Below are 16,456 nucleotides of genomic sequence, written 5' to 3' on the forward strand. Positions count from 1 at the left end.
TCTCCTTACGAGCGATAGGTCACGGCGTTGACCGCCGCGATCACTTCATCAACGTTGGGCAGCGCCAGCTTTTCGAGATTGGCGGCATAGGGCATGGGCACGTCCTTGCCGGTGACGCGGAGCACGGGCGCATCGAGATAGTCGAAGGCCTTCTCCATCACCTGGGCCGAAATTTCCGAGCCGATGCCATTCTGCGGCCAGCCCTCTTCGACCGTTACCAGGCGCCCGGTCTTCTTGACCGACTCGATGACGGTGTCGATGTCGAGCGGACGCAGGGTGCGCAGGTCGATCAGTTCGACATCGACGCCGGCAGCAACCAGCTTTTCGGTCGCCTGGGTCGCGTAGCGCATGCCCATAGAGAACGAGACGATGGTCACGTCCGCACCCTTGCGGGCAATGCGGGCCTTGCCGATCGGCAGAACGAAATCATCGACCTTGGGCACGAGGCCGGTGGAGCCGTAGAGGATTTCGTTCTCGAGGAAGACCACCGGATTGGGCGAACGGATCGCGGCCTTGAGCAGGCCCTTGGCGTCGGCGGCACTATAGGGCGCGATGACGGTGAGGCCCGGAACATGGCTGTACCAGGCCGAATAGTCCTGGCTGTGCTGCGCGCCGACGCGGGCCGCAGCACCGTTCGGGCCACGGAACACCATGGGGGCAGTCACCTGGCCACCCGACATGTAGAGCTGCTTGGCGGCCGAGTTGATGATCTGGTCGATTGCCTGCATGGCAAAGTTCCAGGTCATGAATTCCACGATCGGCTTGAGGCCGGCAAAAGCTGCGCCGACGGCAAGACCGGCAAAACCATGCTCGGTGATCGGCGTATCGATAACGCGGTCCTTGCCGAATTCCTGCAGCAGGCCCTGGGTAATCTTGTAGGCGCCCTGATATTCGGCGACTTCTTCACCCATGATGAAGACGTCCTTGTCGCGGCGCAGTTCTTCGGCCATGGCCTCGTTCAGCGCCTGGCGCACGGTCATCTCGACCATTTCGACGCCTTCGGGCAGGTCCGGATCGGCCTGCGGCTCGAACTTGGGTGCAGCCGGAACGGCAGCAGCAGGCGCCGAGGCAGCAGCCTTCTCGGCCGGCACGACGGGCGCTTCGGCGGGCTCGGGCGCCGTCTCCGCAACAGGCGCAGCAGCCGAACCGGCGCTTTCGCCTTCCGCCAGCACCAGGGCGATGGGCGTATTGACCTTCACCCCCTCGGTGCCTTCGGCAACGAGGATTTCCGTGACCGTGCCCTCGTCGACTGACTCGACTTCCATCGTCGCCTTGTCGGTTTCGATCTCGGCCAGCACGTCGCCGGACTTCACCTTGTCGCCAACCTTGACGACCCACTTGGCAAGCTTGCCTTCTTCCATCGTCGGCGACAAGGCAGGCATGAGGATTTGAGGCATATCAGCTCTCCACGGAAAACGCGCCGGGCGTGGGGGCCACAGGGCGGAGAAGGGAATTGGGGAAATAGGCGACGGTGTCGACACGCCAGCCGTTGAATTTCTTGGGCCCCGCCTGGGCAGACCCATTGGGACGTTCATTGACCGCCCAGCCGCTGAGGATGAGGCCGAGGATCACGAAAACCACGGCGGCAATCACGGCGCGCTTGTAGATCGCGGCCTGCGCCTCACCGGCAAGACCGGCGCGCTGTTCAATCTCGGCAAAGCGCCACCAGCCAAACAGCCAGCCGCGCCACTGGCCCGCCGGCGTCAACCGGCTGATCGCCGAGGCCTGCACCGCGGCCAGAACCGCCGACAGGGCGGCAAACAGCAGGACGACGCCAAGCAGGATGGTCATCTGCGGCCTCAGGCTTCGATGGTGATGTCGGTCCAGAGTTCCGACGCAGCCGGCTCCGGATCGTTGGTCGCAAAATCGGCCGCTTCGGTGACAATGGCGCGGATTTCGGTCTCGATCGCCTTGAGATCTTCTTCGGTCACCTTGCCACTTTCAATGAGGCGCGCACGCACCTGCTCGATAGGGTCGCGTTCCTGGCGATACTTGGTCACTTCATCCTTGGAGCGATACTTCGCCGGGTCGGACATGGAGTGGCCGCGATAGCGGTAGGTCAGCATTTCCAGGATGTATGGGCCCTTGCCCGAACGGGCATGTTCGATGGCGCGCTGGGCGGCATCGTAGACCATGCGCACATCCATGCCGTCGACCTGCTCGCCCGGGATGTTGAACGAGGCGCCGCGCATGGAAAAATCGGTCGTCGCGGCAGCGCGCTCGATCGAGGTGCCCATGGCATACTTGTTGTTTTCGATCACATAGACGACCGGCAGGTTCCAGAGCTTGGCCATGTTGAAGCTCTCATAGACTTGGCCCTGGTTGGCCGCGCCATCGCCGAAATAGGCAATCGCCACCGAACCGTCGCCCGAATATTTCGATGCAAAGGCAAGGCCCGTGCCCAGTGACGCCTGCGCGCCCACGATGCCGTTGCCGCCATAGAAGCGGTGCTCGTTGGAGAACATATGCATCGAGCCGCCCTTGCCTTTCGACAGGCCACCCTGGCGACCGGTCAGCTCGGCCATCACGCCCTTGGGGTCGAGGCCCATGACCAGCATGTGGCCGTGGTCACGATAACCAGTGATCTGGGAATCCTTGCCCTTCTCCGAGGCCATGGTAATGCCGGTGACGACCGCTTCCTGGCCAATATAGAGGTGGCAGAAGCCACCGATCAGGCCCATGCCGTACATCTGCCCGGCCTTTTCCTCGAACCGGCGGATCAGCAGCATTTCGCGGAATGCTTCGAGATCCTGTTCATCGGTGAACTGGGGGACGTTGGGCTGCGTCTTGGCCTTGGTGGCCGTCGCCTTGCGCGCCATTCTACACTCCGCTTGGGTCGGGGGATTTGCCGCCGGGCCATCAGGCCACTTTGCGCATGATACTGCAAGCGCAGGAGCAATAACATTGCCCCTTCGGCAGTGTAACTTTAAACTTAAAGCGTTGAATCCGCTTCGATAATCGAGATTAACTGATCGTCGATTAATTCTACGAATTGACCAGAAATTGGTTGACCGGTTTCCGGATTCACCATCACCAGAATATCGTCGGCATGAGCCATGTTGAGCAGCGCCCTCGCCCGCTCGATCACGATATCGGGGTCGATATGGCGTGGATTCATGAGCGATACACGATGCTCGAAAGCGTCGATCTCCGCCTGCAACGCAGCGCTGCGATCCTGCAGCACTTCGATATCGGCGAGGATTTCCTTGCGGCTGGCAATGCCGAACTGACCGGAAATGGCCGAATAGCCCAGATAGCCCTGGAAGCCAAGCAGCGTGACCGTGAGGGCCAGGGGACGCCAGAATGGAGGACGTTTGAGACGGGTGGGCATGGGCAAACCAGTTCGAGATGGCCGACAATGCCAGACAAGGGATTAATACCCCGTTTCCTATTCCGCCGCTGCACGGTGCGGATGCGCGTCCTCGGCAAAAAGTGCACTGACTGACTCGCCATTGTTGATCCGCCGCATCGCCTCGGCCAAGGCCGGCGCGACCGACAGCACCGTCAGCTTTGGATCCCTGTGCCGGAGCGCATTGGGCAAGGTATTGGTGCAGACGATCTCTGTGACATCGGGCTCGGCCGCAAGCCTGGCCACCGCATTGCCCGCAAAAATACCATGCGTACAGGCAATGCGCACCGAACGCGCGCCATTCGCCCTGAGGTGTTTCAACAGTTCGAGGATTGAACCGCCGCTGGCGATTTCATCGTCCAGCACGATGACGTCATGGCCGCGGACCTCCCCGATGATGGCAGAGATGCGGACCTGTGTGTCGGAAAGACGTTCCTTGGCGCCTGCTGCGACCGGAAGACCCAGGGATCGGGCAAAGGCGGCAGCCGTCTTGGCATTGCCAAGGTCAGGTGACACCACAACCGTGTTGGATAGATCATGCTGCCGGAAATGCGCCGCCAGCTCGTGCAGAGCATGCAGGTGGTCCACCGGTACGCTGAAGAAACCATGCACCTGGGGCGAATGCAGCGTCATGGTCAGGACCCGGTCGGCACCGGCAGTCTTGAGCAGATCGGCAACGAGGCGGCCACCGATAGAAATGCGCGGCGCATCCTTCTTGTCGGATCGCGCATAGGCATAGTGCGGAATAACGGCGGTGATCCGGGCCGCCGAAGCACCCCGGGCCGCATCCAGCATCAGCAGCAGCTCGGTCAGGTGATCCTGCACCGGCGCGCTGAAGGTCTGCACCAGGAACACGTCCTGCTCGCGGCAATTGGCCTGCAATTGCACTTCGATACAGTCATTGGAAAAGCGTTTGACCCGCGTTGGAAGCAGCGGAACGTCAAGTTCCGCGCAAATCTCCCTGGCCAGGTCAGGATGCGCACCACCACTGAACACAGCAATCTGGTTCATGACCGGGTCCTCGGCTTCTGGCTGCGGTGCCCGCTCTTACCCCTTCAGGCGTCAAAGCGCAATGTAATCGATCTCCTGGAAGCGTGCGACTTCAGGTATCCAGCGGCCCTCCACGAAGGCCACGTGGTCAGGATGAACATTGTAGCCGTCATAGGCGGCCTGGTCGGCAAACTCCATGGAAAAGCCAAAGGCATAGTCCGCCTTCGGGCTCACCTGGCGCAGCCGCTCGAACTTCTGCACGCCCGGAATAGCCTCCAGGATCAGGGCGGCGTCCAGAAACGCCTTCTCCTCAACCGACCCTGCCGCATGCTTGAGCGTAAAGACGACGGTATGCCGGATCACTTGGCAGCTCCCAGGGCTTCATTGGCTGCGATGGCCGCCATGTTGACAATGCCGCGGCTGGTCACCGACGGCGCGAGGATATGTGCCGGCGCCTGCATGCCCATCAGGATCGGACCGACGGCGAGGGCATTGTTCATTTCCTTGAGCAGCGTCATCGAAAGGTTCGCCGCGTCGAGATCCGGGAAGACCAGCAGGTTGGCTTCGCCCTTGAGGACCGTTTCGGGGATGTAGCGTTCGCGCAGCGACTGGTTCAGCGCCAGGTCGCCCTGCATTTCGCCCTCGACGATCAAATCGGGCGCAATTGCCTTCAGTTTGGCATAGGCTTCACGCATCTTGTAAGCGCTGTCGCCATCGCGCGATCCGAAATTCGAATAGCTCAGCAGCGCCGCCTTGGCCTCGATATTGAAACGCTTGAGGTGGTCACGCGCCTGCAGGGTGATCGAGACGATCTCGTCGGCACTGGGGTTCTGACTGACATAGGTGTCAGTCAGGAAGAACGCGCCGCGTGGCATGATCAGCATCGACATGGCCGAAGCCTCGGTGACACCGTCCTGCAGGCCAATGATCGAGCGGATATCGCGCACATGCTTGATGTAGCGACCCTGCAGGCCGCAGAGCAGTCCATCGGCCTCGCCGCGCTTCACCGCCAGGGCGCCGATGACCGTGGTATTGGTGCGTACGATGGTGCGGGCCGTGTCCGGAGTCACGCCGTTCCGGCCCACCAACTGATGGAAGAGGCTCACATAGTCGCGGTAGCGCGGGTCGTCTTCGGGGTTGATCACCTCAAAGTCGCGGCCGGGCTGAATGGAAAGGCCAAAGCGTTCAATGCGTGCTTCCAGCACGGCCGGACGGCCGATGAGAATGGGGCGAGCAATCCCCTCTTCGAGCAGCACCTGCGCCGCGCGCAGGACGCGTTCGTCCTCACCATCGGCAAAGGCAATGCGCTTCCCCTGCCCCTGCGCCCGATCGATGATCGGCTTCATCACGAGGCCAGAACGGAAAACGAAGCGATTGAGACTGTCGAGATAGGCATCCCAATCCAGGATCGGCTTCTTGGCGACGCCTGAATCCATTGCCGCACGCGCCACGGCCGGCGCAATGCGCAGGATCAGCCGCTGGTCGAACGGATTGGGAATGATGTGCTCGGGCCCATAAACGGCCGGCGCGCCCGAGGGCGACACTTCCAGCCCCGGCTCATGCGCCAGCTTGGCAATGGCCCGCACCGCCGCCAGTTTCATTTCTTCGTTGATCGTGGTCGCATGCACGTCGAGCGCGCCGCGGAAGATGAAGGGGAAACAGAGGACGTTGTTGACCTGGTTCGGATAGTCCGACCGCCCGGTGCAGACCATGGCATCCGGCCGCGTTTCCTTGGCCACTTCGGGCATGATTTCCGGATTGGGATTGGCCAGGGCCAGGATCAGTGGACGCGGCGCCATCTTTTCGAGCATTTCCGGCTTCAACGCGCCGGCAGCCGAAAGCCCCAGGAACACGTCAGCGCCGTCGATCACTTCGGCCAGTGTCGTGGCTTCGCTGGTACGGCGGAACTGGCCGCGCCACTTGTCATTGACGTCATTGCGCTTGTGGGTCACCAGACCATCCTTGTCGGCAACCCAGATATTCTCGTGCTTGGCACCGAGCGCCACCAGCACATTGAGGCAGGCAATGGCCGCGGCCCCTGCCCCTGATGTGCAGATCTTGACGTCCTCGATCTTCTTGCCGGCCAGTTCAAGACCATTGAGAACGGCCGCGCCCACGATGATGGCCGTGCCATGCTGGTCGTCGTGGAATACCGGGATCGGCATGCGCTCGCGCAGCGTCTCCTCGATCTCGAAACAATCCGGCGCGCGGATGTCCTCGAGATTGATGCCGCCAAAGGTCGGCCAGAGCGGCGCCACAGCGTCGATGAATTTCTGCGGATTGATCTCATCGATCTCGAGATCGAACACGTCGATGCCGGCGAACTTCTTGAACAGAACCGCCTTGCCTTCCATGACCGGCTTCGACGCCAGGGCGCCGATATTTCCGAGGCCCAGCACGGCGGTGCCGTTTGAAATTACGGCAACAAGGTTCTGGCGCGACGTGTAGCGCGCAACCGATTCAGGGTTCTGGGCGATCTCTTCGCAGGGCGCGGCGACACCAGGCGAATAGGCAAGCGCCAGGTCGCGTTGGTTGCCCAGGGGCTTGAGGGGCTGGATTTCAAGCTTGCCGGGTTTCGGGAATTCATGGAAATGCAGCGCGGCGTCGCGAAGGGCCTTGCGCTGTTCATTGATATCGGTCGACACGAAATTCTCTCCCCGGGCAGTCCATTGCACGCGTTGGTGCCATCAATCAGTTGGATTGAAAAGGCCGGATTAGCCCAAGCCGTCGAGTCGGCGGCGAAATTACGGCACGACGCGCCCGGCATCGTTTTCGATGACAGGCCAGCGACAGACAGGGTGGAAACTTGGCCGATGCGGCGACGGTCAGGCGGCGGATGCGACCACTTCGAGGCGCGGCTGCGGATTGCTCGCAGCGTGCAATGCCATGGCCAGCTCCTTGAACGCGCCGACCTTGAGCGCCGGCGCAAAGATATAGCCCTGCGCATGGAGAACCCCACGTGACCGCAGGTAGAGCGCCTGTTCTTCGGTCTCGACGCCTTCCGCGACGATTTCGCAATCGAGGTCCTTGGCCATGGCGATGAGCCCGTCCAGCACGGGCACCTGCGTGGTGCCCGGCTTGATCATGTCCACGAAAATGCGGTCGATCTTGATGACGTCGACACCGAGCGTCGCCAGATAGGCCAGGTTCGAGTGACCGGTGCCTGCATCGTCCATGGCCAACCTGGCGCCAAGCGCATGGAGGCCCGAGATCACGCTGGTCGTGGTCATGGAATTGTTCAGCGGGCGGCGTTCGGTGATTTCGAACACCAGCTGCCGGAAGTTGATCGGCGATTGCCCGAAAATGGCCTGCACGTCCTCGACAATCCCAACGTCGCGGAAATGACCCTCGAACAGATTGATCGAAATCTTCATGTTGGGCATCGTCTTCGACAATTCGCCCAGGTCGTTCCGCACCTGCTGCATCAGCGATACGGTCATGGGAATGGCGAGGCCAGTTACCTCCGCATAGTCAATGAATGCGCCAGGTGGGATCACCTGCCCATTGCGCTTTTCCCAGCGGCAGAGCACCTCGCAGCCGACCAGCTCCCCAGTCCGCAGATGAATGACCGGCTGGTAATAGGGCTTGATCTCATTGCGCTCGATTGCCCGCTCCAGATCGAAGGCTGGCACACGCGAGCGCCGCACATAGCTCAGGTTGAGCAGCAGGAAGACGGCGCTGGAAATACAGGCGATGACCGTAAACACCACATCGAGGTCAGCATAGCCTGCCCGTGCCATGGCAAATGGCACTGCAAACTCAACCTTGATTGGAAACTGCCCCGCATAGCCCTGCGCACTGATATAGTCCGCACTGGTCGCACGCCGATCGAACCCCGAGGGGTCCCCGACCGTCACGATGGAAAGGCCATTGGTAAGCGTGACCCGCATCATGGCCGCGTCGCGCAGCGTTTCAGTCAGCGTCGTCTCGGACTGGCCCAGCAAGGGCACGAAGGACGACACACGCCGTGTTTCACCAAAGGTCTGGGTAATCTTGATCGCAGGCATGGCCATGTCACCAAGCTTCACCACCGTCATGGTCTCGGTGAGACCGGGAATTGGCAAGGGCTGGGAGAGTGGCGACTGGTTCACCATGCGGCCATAGGCATCGCAATACTGCACCCCATCGAGGTTCTCGACGAGGAACTGCTTCAGATTGAGACTCGCTTCGATGGCGGTCTGCGCATTGGTCACGAAGGTTGGTGTACACAGGGACGGGCTGGCCGCCATCACCTGCCGAAGCGCCGTGACGCCATCCATCGCGCTTGCATTGATATGTGAACTTAGTGCTTCAACATACTGTTGTGCATACGCTTTTTCGCGATACTGCACATATGCATCGAGCAGGTAATCCACGGCAACAATGGGCACAAACGCCAGAATGGCGCCCACCAGCATCAGCACATGAGAGAACTTGGACTTCACCTGCGAATCCGAACCCGGAAAATCTTGCCTACCTGACTAGCAAGCTAAGTTTTAATGGGTCGTTAACGCTGTTTAACCATCGCTTACTGAGGAATGAAAAAAGGGCGCCCTCTCGGACGCCCCTCCAAAAGCTCTGAATGCCCGGTTTACTGGACGCTGATGCGCACACCCAGCTCGCGCAGCTGCTTGGGCGAAGCCGGACTCGGCGCGCCCATCAGCAGGTCTTCGGCCTGCTGGTTCATCGGGAAGGCGGTAATTTCGCGCAGGTTGGCCACGCCGCACAGCAGCATGACGATGCGATCGATCCCGAAGGCAGCGCCACCATGCGGCGGGGCACCGTACTGGAAGGCACGGTAGAGGCCACCGAACTGCTCTTCCACTTCCTCGCGCGACTTGCCGGTCAACTCGAACGCCTTGACCATGGTCTCCGGCTCCTGGTTACGGATCGACCCGGAGGCGATTTCGAACCCGTTGCAGACCGCGTCATACTGGTAGGCCTTGAGCGAGAGCGGGTCGGGACCATTGAGGCCCTCGATACCGCCCTGCGGCATGGAGAAGGGGTTGTGCGCGAAGTCGAGGCGCTTTTCCTCTTCGCTCCACTCGTAGAACGGGAAATCGACGATCCAGCACAGTGCGAACTGGTCCTTGTCCACCAGATCCAGGTCGGTGCCGACCTTGGTGCGGGCTTCACCGGCAAACTTGTAGAACTTGTCCGGGCGACCGGCGACGAAGAACACCGCATCGCCGTCATCGAGGCCAAGCTGGGCCTTGAGCGCAGCGGTGCGTTCCTCGCCAATGTTCTTGGCGATCGGGCCCGAACCGGCACCGTCCTTGAAAAAGATATAGCCAAGACCCGGCTGACCTTCGCCCTGCGCCCAGGCATTCATGCGGTCACAGAAGGCGCGACCGATCGGCTCGGCGCCGGCCTTGTTCTTCGCCGGAATCGCCCAGACTTCGACCTTCGGGTCGGCCTCGATCTGGTTGGCGAAGACCTTGAAGCCTGAACCGGCAAAATGCTCGGTCACGCCCTGGATTTCGATTGGGTTGCGCAAATCCGGCTTGTCCGAACCATATTTGCGGATCGCCGTGTCATAGGGAATGCGCGGCCAGTTCCTGGTGACGCGCTTGCCGTCAGCAAACTTTTCGAAAACTTCGGTCATAACCGGTTCGACCGTCGACCAGACGTCCTCCTGCGTGACGAAGCTCATCTCGAGATCGAGCTGGTAGAACTCGCCTGGCAGGCGGTCGGCGCGCGGATCTTCGTCGCGGAAGCACGGCGCAACCTGGAAATAGCGGTCGAAGCCCGCCACCATCAATAGCTGCTTGTACTGCTGCGGCGCCTGCGGCAGCGCGAAGAACTTGCCCGGATGGATACGGCTGGGCACCAGGAAATCGCGCGCGCCTTCCGGTGACGAGGCCGTCAGGATCGGGGTCGAGAACTCGGTGAAACCTGCCTCACCCATGCCGGAGCGCATCGCCGAGATGATCTTCGTGCGCTTGACGATATTGGCGTGCAGCTTCTCGCGACGCAGGTCGAGGAAGCGATACCTGAGGCGGATATCTTCCGGGTATTCGGCATCGCCGAACACCGGCAACGGCAATTCCTTGGCCGAGGACAGAACCTCTATATCGCGAATGAAGATTTCGATCGTGCCGGTCGGAATGTTCGGGTTCACCGCAGCGGCGTCGCGCAGCTTCACCTCACCGTCGATCTTGAGCACCCATTCCGAGCGCACCTTTTCAGCCGTCGCAAAGGCGGCGGAATCGGGATCGATCACGCACTGGGTGATGCCGTAGTGGTCGCGAAGGTCGATGAACAGCAGGCCGCCGTGATCGCGCACGCGATGCACCCAGCCCGAAAGACGCACATTATTGCCCGCATCGCCCGCCGTGAGGGCGCCACAGGTGTGGGATCGATAGCGATGAAGGGTCATGTCAGATCTCAAAAAGCTGGAAAAAGGCCGGAATCTCGGGCGGGAAAAGCGCATGGCAGTCCCCGCTTGTCAAGCAGCCGGGGCATATCGGCTTTCGGGCCTTTACCGCAAGGGAAATCGAAGGTGGAGCTAACGCGCCGCACCTGCTAGGAAGAATGTTGACGATTTTGAGACGGTATCAGTATGGACCTGATTATTTCCACGGATGAGCTTGCCGAATTTTGCGAGCGCGCGTCCAAGTTCGAATTTGTGACGGTCGATACCGAATTCCTGCGCGAAACCACTTATTGGCCGCGCCTGTGCCTGATTCAGGTCGCCACCGATGATGAAGCCGTGCTGATCGATCCGCTGTCACCCGACATCAAACTCGCGCCCTTCTTCAAGCTCCTCGCCAATCCCAATGTGACCAAGGTTTTCCATGCTGCCAGGCAGGATGTGGAAATTTTCGTCAAGCTGACCGGCGCCGTGCCACACAACATCTTCGACACCCAGGTGGCCGCAAGTGTCTGCGGCTTTGGCGATAGCGCGTCCTATGACAGTCTGGTCCGCGCCATCTGCAAGGTCGAACTCGACAAGTCTTCGCGCTTTACCGACTGGTCGGCTCGTCCCCTCACCGAAAAGCAGCGCACCTACGCGATTGCCGACGTTACTTATCTGCGCGACATCTATCGCGAGCTCCGCAAGCAGGTCGAACAGACGCGCCGCTGGGATTGGGTCGAAGACGAAATGACCACCCTGCGCAGTATCGACACCTATGTCGTCCAGCCGGAACAGGCCTGGGAACGGCTCAAGATGAAGTTCAACCGCCCGCGGGATCTTGCGGCTTTGCAGGTTCTGGCGCGGTGGCGCGAACAGAAGGCCCAGGACACCGACCAGCCGCGCAGCCGCATCCTCAAGGATGACGTGCTGGGCGAACTGGCCACGCAGCGCCCGCTGACCTCGGAAGCATTCGAAAAACTTCGCGCCGTTCCGCGCGGCTTCGGGCGTTCAAGCGCCGCGGGCGAAATCATGGCGCTCCTCAAGGAAGTCGAGGCCCTGCCCAAGGCCGCCCTGCCCGACATGCCTGAACGGTATCGCGGCCCCTCGCCCAAGGGTGCCGTCGGCGACCTGGTGCGCGTCCTGCTCAAGGCCGTCGCCGAACAGCACGGCGTGGCAGCACGCATCATTGCCACATCCGACGAGATCGACGCCCTGGTGCTCGACGACGATGCTGATGTCCCCGCGCTCAAGGGCTGGCGCCGCAAGCTCTTCGGCGAAAAGGCCCTGGCCATCAAGCATGGCCGCATCGGCCTGATCGCTACGCGCAAGGGCGTGGTGGAATTCTCGGTCAACCAGGCCGAAGCGGCCGAATAGGCTAGGTAGTAAAGCGCTGCCCGCATGCTATATTCCCCACATGCAGAATGTGGCGCGAGAAGATTTGGTGACTCGACTGAGGCAACTACGTCCGGCATTGGAGCGGGACGGTGTTCGCCACATGACGCTGTTTGGCTCAAGGGCGCGCGGCGACAATACCGCTGAAAGTGACATCGACTTGATGATCGAGGTTGACGATACCCGACCATTCTCGATGCTCAAGATCGTTGGCATCGGCCATATCGTCGAGGACGGCACCGGACTTCCGGCCAACATCTTTATGAAGCGGAGTTTGGACGACAGCTTCGTAGAGGAAACTAAACCCGATTTAGTTTCGGTGTTTTGATGACGAGGCGAACGATCTATCGCCTGAACGACATTAACGAAGCCATTTCCAACATTCGTCGATTATTAGACGGCAAGTCGTTTGATCAGATGTATGCCGAGCCCGACACACGCGCTGCGTTTGAGCGCTAGCTGGAGATCGCCAGTGAGGCGTCCCGGCACGTTCCCGAAGAACTCAAGCACCGTTATGGTCATGGAATTCCGTGGAGGAACGTTGCTGATTTGGGGAATGTCCTCAGGCATACGTACCATAAAAGCGATGCCAGATCTTTGTGGGAAATCTATACCACTGAGTTGGATTCACTGGACGCTGCTGTCGACGCGATGGTCGAAGCCATATCTGACGCCGAATAGGCCTAACCGACCACCACGCGTGAGTCCGAATGGCCTGCCTCTTCGGCAAACTGCCGGAGGCGGTTACGCAGGTGATCGCCATTCAGAAAGGCGAAGTCGGCTGGCAGGTTGAGGACGAGAGTCGAGCCATCCAGGCTGAAACTTGTGCGCGGCAGGATGCCGGGCATGGCAGCTGTCATTGGATAGGCCACCCGCATCAGTGACCCGATAAGGCGCGCCCTGGCGGTCAGCTCCGGCGACCCAAGCGGCGTCAAAGCCTGCGCCGATTTGCTTTTCAGCCCATCGTAGCGCACGGCAATGACCTGCGCGAGAAACGCCCGACCGGGATGGTCCACACCGGTCAGCGAGCCATAGGCGACGGAATCGACGCTTTGCGGCCCGCGATAATCTGGATGCGAACGCCAGCCGATATCGGCCAGCAGACACGACACGATGCGCAGCCGCCGCTCATCCGCAGACTCGTTGACTCCGGCGCTTTGCAGATACTGGCTTGTAAACTCGATGAGATCGTTGGCATGGGCCGGCGAGCGCGACCGCAGAACTGAAAGCTCCTCGGCGCCCTGAATCAGCGGGTCGATCTCGCGCTCCCGCTCGTCGAGCTTGCCATAAAGATAGCCTTCGCGCACGCCCAGCGCCGAAAACACGACGCTCCCAAACTGTCCGACCTTGAGGATTTCTGACAATGCAGCCGCACCAAAAGGGACCAATTCACGGCGCGAATTGCTGACATTGCCCGAACCGGGATAGGTCTTGATGGAGTCGGCGCCGACGATCTCGTCGCAAAACGCGATCATGTCTGCCGCGGCGACCACATAGTCCTGCACCATATGCAGTGGATAGTCGAACTGGCTCTGATGCAGCTTTGCCAGCGAGCGCCACGTGCCGCCAATGGCAGCAAACTGCGCGCCCTGCTCATCGCCAGCAATGATTGAACTCGCCAGTCGCTGTCGAACCAGAGCAGCGGCCTTCTTGGGCGAGCCATCGGCATCGTCCTGCAGGCGGATCACGCCCAGCTCGAAACTCTCGCCATTGGTGTCGCGACCATTGGCCATGTCGGACAATTCGAGACTGCCACCACCCAGGTCACCGACGACGCCGGAAAAACCCGGAATGCCGGCGACGACGCCAAGCGCAGCATAGTGAGCCTCTTCCTGACCGCTCAGCACACGAACGGGCGCTTCCATGACCGCTTCAACAGCGGCGACGAATTCTGCCCGGTTGGCCGCATCCCGCACTGCCGACGTGGCCAGGATATAGATCTTTCCGACCCGCATCATGCGCGCGACCAGCGCGAAGCGCTTCATTGCCTCGATGGCCTTGGACATATTGCCGTCGGCCAGCCGGCCCGTCTGGGCAATGCCACGACCGAGGGCGCATGCAGACTTCTCGTTGTAGAGGGGCGTCAGGGCGCGCGCATGCCGTTCATAGACGACGAGACGCACCGAGTTCGAGCCAATGTCGAGGACAGCAACCGGCCGGGCGCCCTTGATGCGCCCCTGCGCGGTTGGATCGGCATCGACGCCCCAGAACTGTGTCAAACTCAAGCCTCGTCGCTCTCCGTCATGCCTGCGCTGCCGCGACCCGACAGGGACGGATTGGTCATGAAGTAATCATGGGCATTGAAGGGTTCTTCGCCCTCGATGACCTTTACACGATGCGAGCTACCATCGGGAAGCACTTCCCAGCTCTGTTGGTTGTCCTTGAGGTAAGCAACAAGAATTCTGTCCAGGATCTGCTTGTGCACAGTCTGGTTCAGGATTGGCACCATAACCTCGACGCGGCCATCGAGGTTCCGCCCCATGAGATCTGCCGACGAAATATAGACCTTTGCCCGCGGGGACGGCATCGCCTCGCCATTGCCAAAGCAGTAGATGCGGCTGTGTTCGAGGAAACGCCCGACCACCGACTTGACCCGGATATTGTCCGAGAACCCTGGAATGCCGGGCCTCAGGCAGCAGATGCCGCGCACTATGAGATCGACCTTAACACCCGCCTGGCTGGCATCGTAGAGCGCGTCGATCACCTGCGGATCGACCAAAGAATTCATCTTGAGCAGGATCGAGGCAGGCTGGCCGCTGCTCGCAAGCTCGATCTCGCGCGCAATATTGTCCACCAGTGTCTGGCGCAAGTTGACCGGCGACACGGCGATCGTCTCCAGCTCTGTAGGCCGCGCATAGCCGGTGATGAAGTTGAAGACGCGCGCGACGTCGCGCGTGATCGACGGGTCGATCGTGAAATAGCTCAGGTCAGTGTAGATCTTGGCGGTGATCGGGTGATAATTGCCGGTGCCGATATGGCAATAGCTCACCAACTTGCCCTTTTCGCGCCGCACCACCTGGCTGAGCTTGGCGTGGGTCTTGAGCTCCACGAAGCCGAACACCACCTGCGCGCCGGCGCGCTCAAGGTCACGGGCCCAGCGGATATTGGCCTCTTCGTCAAACCGGGCCTTGAGCTCGACAAGACAGGTCACCGACTTGCCCGCCTCGGCCGCCATGACCAGAGCCTTGACGATGGGGCTGTCCGATGAAGTGCGATAGAGCGTCTGCTTGATGGCAACCACGTCCGGATCGCGCGCCGCCTGCATCAGGAACTGGGCGACAACGTCAAAGCTCTCGAACGGGTGGTGGACCAGGATGTCCTTGGCGCGAATGGCGGCAAAGCCGTCGCCATTATAGTCGCGAATGCGCTCGGGGAACCGGGCATGATACGGCTTGAACTTGAGGTCCGGCCGGTCGACGTCACAAATCTTGCGCGCATCGGCGAGGCCGAGGAAGCCGTGCACCTCGAAGACGTCGCCTTCCTTGACGCCCAGCTGCTCGCCGATCTGGCGCTTGAGCGCGCGGGGCATCGAACGCTCGATCTCGAGACGGATCACCTGCCCCCGGCGACGCTGGCGCAGGGCACTCTCGAATTCCACAACCAGGTCGGCTGCTTCGTCGTCGATTTCGATTTCGCTGTCTCGAATGATGCGGAAGGCGCCGGAGCCGACCACTTCATGGCCGGGAAACATTTTATGGAAGAAGAGCTTGACCAGCGTGTCGATGGTCACGACCTCAGACCGTCCCTCCGAAACGAGGGCGCTTGGCAGGTTGATGAAACGGTCGAGATTGCCGGGAATGCGCACCAGGGCCGTCAGCGGCTGGTCCGAATTGGGGCGCTTCAGTTCGAAGGCCAGCGCCAGACCCAGATTGGGAATGAACGGAAATGGATGCGCCGGATCGACCGCGATCGGCGTCAGCACCGGGAAGATTTCCTCGCGGAACAGCTTCTGCAGATACGCCACCTGCTCGCTGGTCAGGTCGTCTTCCTCGTGGATGACAACATTCTGCGCGAACAGTTCATCGCGCAGGTCCTTCCAGTGATCCTGCTGCTCGAGCTGCAGGTGCTGGGCAAGCGTCGCGATCTCCTCCAGCTGTTCGGCTGGAGAAAGGCCATCGGCGCTCTGCTTGGAGAGCCCGGCGCGTATCTGGCCTTTGATGCCGGCCACACGCACCATATAGAATTCATCGAGGTTATTGGCCGAGATGGACACGAAACGCAGGCGCTCGAGCAGCGGGTGGGCCTCGTTGCCTGCCTCTTCCAGCACGCGCATGTTGAACTGCAGCCAGCTGACCTCGCGATTGACGAAACGGGCCGGGCTGCTGCGCAGCGCTTCCACGTCGGGAACCGCCCCTTCGGTCTCGGCAAATTCGCTGATGTCGTTCATC

The 16,456-nt window shown here is 60.9% G+C and carries 14 protein-coding genes; 3 read left to right on the plus strand and 11 right to left on the minus strand.

The genetic code is table 11. The features are described from left to right. Positions 1–5: 5 nt before the first annotated feature. The 9 genes from MQW79_RS02690 to aspS form a co-directional block, all read right to left on the minus strand. Positions 6–1,397, minus strand: a complete 1,392-nt coding sequence (locus tag MQW79_RS02690) for a pyruvate dehydrogenase complex E1 component subunit beta (protein WP_476586674.1) — start codon at positions 1,395–1,397, stop codon at positions 6–8. Between the two features lies 1 nt (position 1,398). Beyond that, entirely contained in the window at positions 1,399–1,791 is a 393-nt protein-coding gene (locus MQW79_RS02695) for a hypothetical protein (RefSeq protein WP_476586675.1), read from the minus strand. Positions 1,792–1,799: 8 nt separating this feature from the next. After that, positions 1,800–2,819: a pyruvate dehydrogenase (acetyl-transferring) E1 component subunit alpha gene (gene pdhA / locus MQW79_RS02700; protein ID WP_476586677.1), complete on the minus strand. Its 1,020-nt coding sequence runs from the start codon at positions 2,817–2,819 to the stop codon at positions 1,800–1,802. A gap of 113 nt (positions 2,820–2,932) precedes the next feature. Beyond that, complete coding sequence (locus MQW79_RS02705) at positions 2,933–3,331, minus strand: FtsB family cell division protein (protein ID WP_476586678.1); 399 nt, start codon at positions 3,329–3,331, stop codon at positions 2,933–2,935. Between the two features lie 57 nt (positions 3,332–3,388). Beyond that, positions 3,389–4,360, minus strand: a complete 972-nt coding sequence (locus tag MQW79_RS02710; RefSeq protein ID WP_476586679.1) for a ribose-phosphate diphosphokinase — start codon at positions 4,358–4,360, stop codon at positions 3,389–3,391. A gap of 51 nt (positions 4,361–4,411) precedes the next feature. Further along, a complete protein-coding gene (locus tag MQW79_RS02715; protein ID WP_476586680.1) occupies positions 4,412–4,702 on the minus strand; it encodes a Dabb family protein in 291 nt (96 codons plus the stop codon). Further along, positions 4,699–6,984: an NADP-dependent malic enzyme gene (locus MQW79_RS02720; protein WP_476586681.1), complete on the minus strand. Its 2,286-nt coding sequence runs from the start codon at positions 6,982–6,984 to the stop codon at positions 4,699–4,701. Before MQW79_RS02720 ends, MQW79_RS02715 begins: the two co-directional genes overlap by 4 nt. A gap of 180 nt (positions 6,985–7,164) precedes the next feature. Continuing rightward, positions 7,165–8,763 carry an EAL domain-containing protein gene (locus MQW79_RS02725; protein WP_476586682.1) on the minus strand — a complete coding sequence of 533 codons (1,599 nt, stop codon included), beginning with the start codon at positions 8,761–8,763 and terminating at the stop codon, positions 7,165–7,167. Positions 8,764–8,909: 146 nt separating this feature from the next. Further along, complete coding sequence (aspS, locus tag MQW79_RS02730; protein ID WP_476586683.1) at positions 8,910–10,697, minus strand: aspartate--tRNA ligase; 1,788 nt, start codon at positions 10,695–10,697, stop codon at positions 8,910–8,912. Positions 10,698–10,880: 183 nt separating this feature from the next. On the opposite strand from aspS, the gene rnd reads away from it, so the two are divergent. From rnd to MQW79_RS02745, 3 genes are all read left to right on the plus strand, one after another. Then, entirely contained in the window at positions 10,881–12,050 is a 1,170-nt protein-coding gene (gene rnd, locus MQW79_RS02735) for a ribonuclease D (protein ID WP_476586684.1), read from the plus strand. A gap of 40 nt (positions 12,051–12,090) precedes the next feature. Continuing rightward, the gene (locus MQW79_RS02740) at positions 12,091–12,396 is read left to right on the plus strand and encodes a nucleotidyltransferase family protein (RefSeq protein WP_476586685.1); all 306 of its coding nucleotides are present in this window, start codon (positions 12,091–12,093) and stop codon (positions 12,394–12,396) included. Between the two features lie 137 nt (positions 12,397–12,533). Continuing rightward, on the plus strand, positions 12,534–12,749 hold the full coding sequence (locus MQW79_RS02745) for a HepT-like ribonuclease domain-containing protein (RefSeq protein ID WP_476588173.1): 216 nt from the start codon (positions 12,534–12,536) through the stop codon (positions 12,747–12,749). 2 nt (positions 12,750–12,751) lie between these two features. Here the strand turns inward: MQW79_RS02745 and MQW79_RS02750 are convergent, their stop codons facing one another. Together MQW79_RS02750 and MQW79_RS02755 are read right to left on the minus strand one after the other, a co-directional pair. Next, positions 12,752–14,287: a Ppx/GppA phosphatase family protein gene (locus tag MQW79_RS02750; RefSeq protein WP_476586686.1), complete on the minus strand. Its 1,536-nt coding sequence runs from the start codon at positions 14,285–14,287 to the stop codon at positions 12,752–12,754. A gap of 2 nt (positions 14,288–14,289) precedes the next feature. Further along, a complete protein-coding gene (locus tag MQW79_RS02755; RefSeq protein ID WP_476586688.1) occupies positions 14,290–16,455 on the minus strand; it encodes an RNA degradosome polyphosphate kinase in 2,166 nt (721 codons plus the stop codon). Position 16,456: the final 1 nt, after the last annotated feature.

The organism is Devosia sp. Micro-HW1, assembly GCF_056341075.1.